Annotated in this window: 1 protein-coding gene; it reads right to left on the bottom strand. The window is 69.0% G+C overall.

Going from position 1 to position 1,838, the window contains the following annotated elements:
- Positions 1-1,675: DUF6399 domain-containing protein (locus CKO27_RS23705; RefSeq protein ID WP_200377374.1), on the bottom strand; the 1,675-nt coding region annotated here is incomplete at its 3' end.
- Between the last annotated feature and the right edge of the window lie 163 nt (positions 1,676-1,838).

Raw genomic sequence — 1,838 nt, 5'->3', positions numbered from 1 at the left:
AGGCCGCGACCGGCATCAGATAGGGTCGTTTCGGCGGGCGTGGCCGTCGGCGTCGCGGTCGCGGCGGCAAGGGCACACGCAGGAGGATCTGCTCGAACAGCGCGGGGTGTGTTCGCCCGAAGAAGCGCTCGGCGGCGGTCGTGCCGTCGGCGCGACGGATGTGGAAGTTGTGCACACCCGTGAGCGCGGCGAGCCTGCGGTCGCTCAAACGATGACGCCCGTGATGATGCAGCGACAGTTGGCCGTTGCGTCCTTCTACGCAGGAACTGCTGCGTTGGAACAGATCGGCGCAAGCGCCGGCGACCTGTTCGACCCGAGCGCTATCCGCGGGCGCGAGACGCGGCAGCGGATGATCGGCTCGCCGCAGCGCGTCGAACAACGCGGTACTCACCGCCTGTACGCGGTGTCGGGTCTCGGCCGCGGTGCTGCGGGAGGCGACGCGCTCGAGGTAGATGGCGGGGATGAGTTGCTTGAGGACCGCCGCTTCCAACTCCGGGGACAGCGCGAGGGCCTCGACCCTGGCGGTCACGGTGGCGAAGAAGAACGCGAGCGTGGCGAGCCATGGCACGGTCAGGCGCTCGGCCTTAATGATGCGTTCGCGGGCGCGTTCGGATAGGTCGGCGGCCTCGGCCAATCCCTTCAGGCGCGTCCAGACTTCGGTGAAGCGCGCCGCCACGCGCTCCACCGGCGGCGTCTGTCCATCCACCGGATCATACGGGTGATACAACACACCGAGTTCGCGGATCAATGCGCGCGCCTCGTTCTGCCGCTCCCGTGCGCGGTCGCGTTCGGCTTCGACGGCGACCAGCGCGCTCAGGGCGACTTGAAGGCGGGTCTCGAAGGCGGGTGGACGCCCGAGCGGGCGCGGCACGCGCGCCTCGAACGCCTGCTGCGCCGCGCGCTCGGCCTCCCAGTGTCTCGGCGCGGCGGCGACGCTGGCTTCGGCCTGGCGCAGATCGCGCGCCAACGCCAAGGAGGTGGCTTTGGAGACCTCGTGCTGGCCGTGAAAGAGGTCCGGGGAGTGGTGGGCACCGAGATCCGTCTCGGCATGCCGGCGCAACGCCTTGGCCTCGTCGGCGGTGCTTTGGATCACCTCCACGGCGAGCCCCGTGCCGGCGTCCTTCAGCGCCGCCGTCCAGGTCGCCGCGGTGCGATCCGCCGCGTAGTGCTCCAGCAGAATGAAATTCGACACCGGCTCGATGGCCACCAAGCAGATCCCCGGATGAAAGGTTTCGTCCTCGCACACCGTCACCGCACGCGGCGCCAGGCCCTCAGCAAGCGCCGTGCGCGGCGCCTCGGCCACGGCCACCACGGCTGTTTCCAGGGCTGCATTCAGGGCATATGGCGCGCCGTCGCTGACCCCGACGAACGCCGACAGTCCGCTCAGCTCCAGGAACTCACTCACCAGCCGGGTTCCGCCCGCCGCCCGCAAGGTGAGGCTGAAATGCGCCGCCAAGACCATCCGATGTAACCAAGCGATCCCCTCCGGGGTGCGCGCGAAGGCCGTCAAGCCCGTCGGCGGATCCCCGCGCGGAACCTCCCCGCACCAGTCCCGCAAGGTGCTGCGCGCAATCCCCGCAGCGGCCGCCACGCCGCGCTGCGTCTCTCCCGTCGCCAGCCGCATCTCGGCCGCCGCGATGTGCTCGGCTTGCTCCAAGCGTGTGCGCCGCGTCACGACCCGATCTCCCGGCCGGGTCGCGTCGCGCTCGCGCTTGGTCTAAAGTCAATCTCGGCAGGATCTTCGAACATCTTTCCGAACCCTCGGTGAGTTTGCACTTCCAAGGGTAGGAAATTTCGAGGGTTCTGCCAAATCCCCGCACATCCATCACCAAGTTCTG

Source organism: Thiocystis violacea (assembly GCF_016583575.1).
GTDB lineage: Bacteria > Pseudomonadota > Gammaproteobacteria > Chromatiales > Chromatiaceae > Thiocystis > Thiocystis violacea.
The sequence above is the reverse complement of the archived record's forward strand: the minus strand, read 5'-3'. Positions and strand labels throughout refer to the sequence as shown.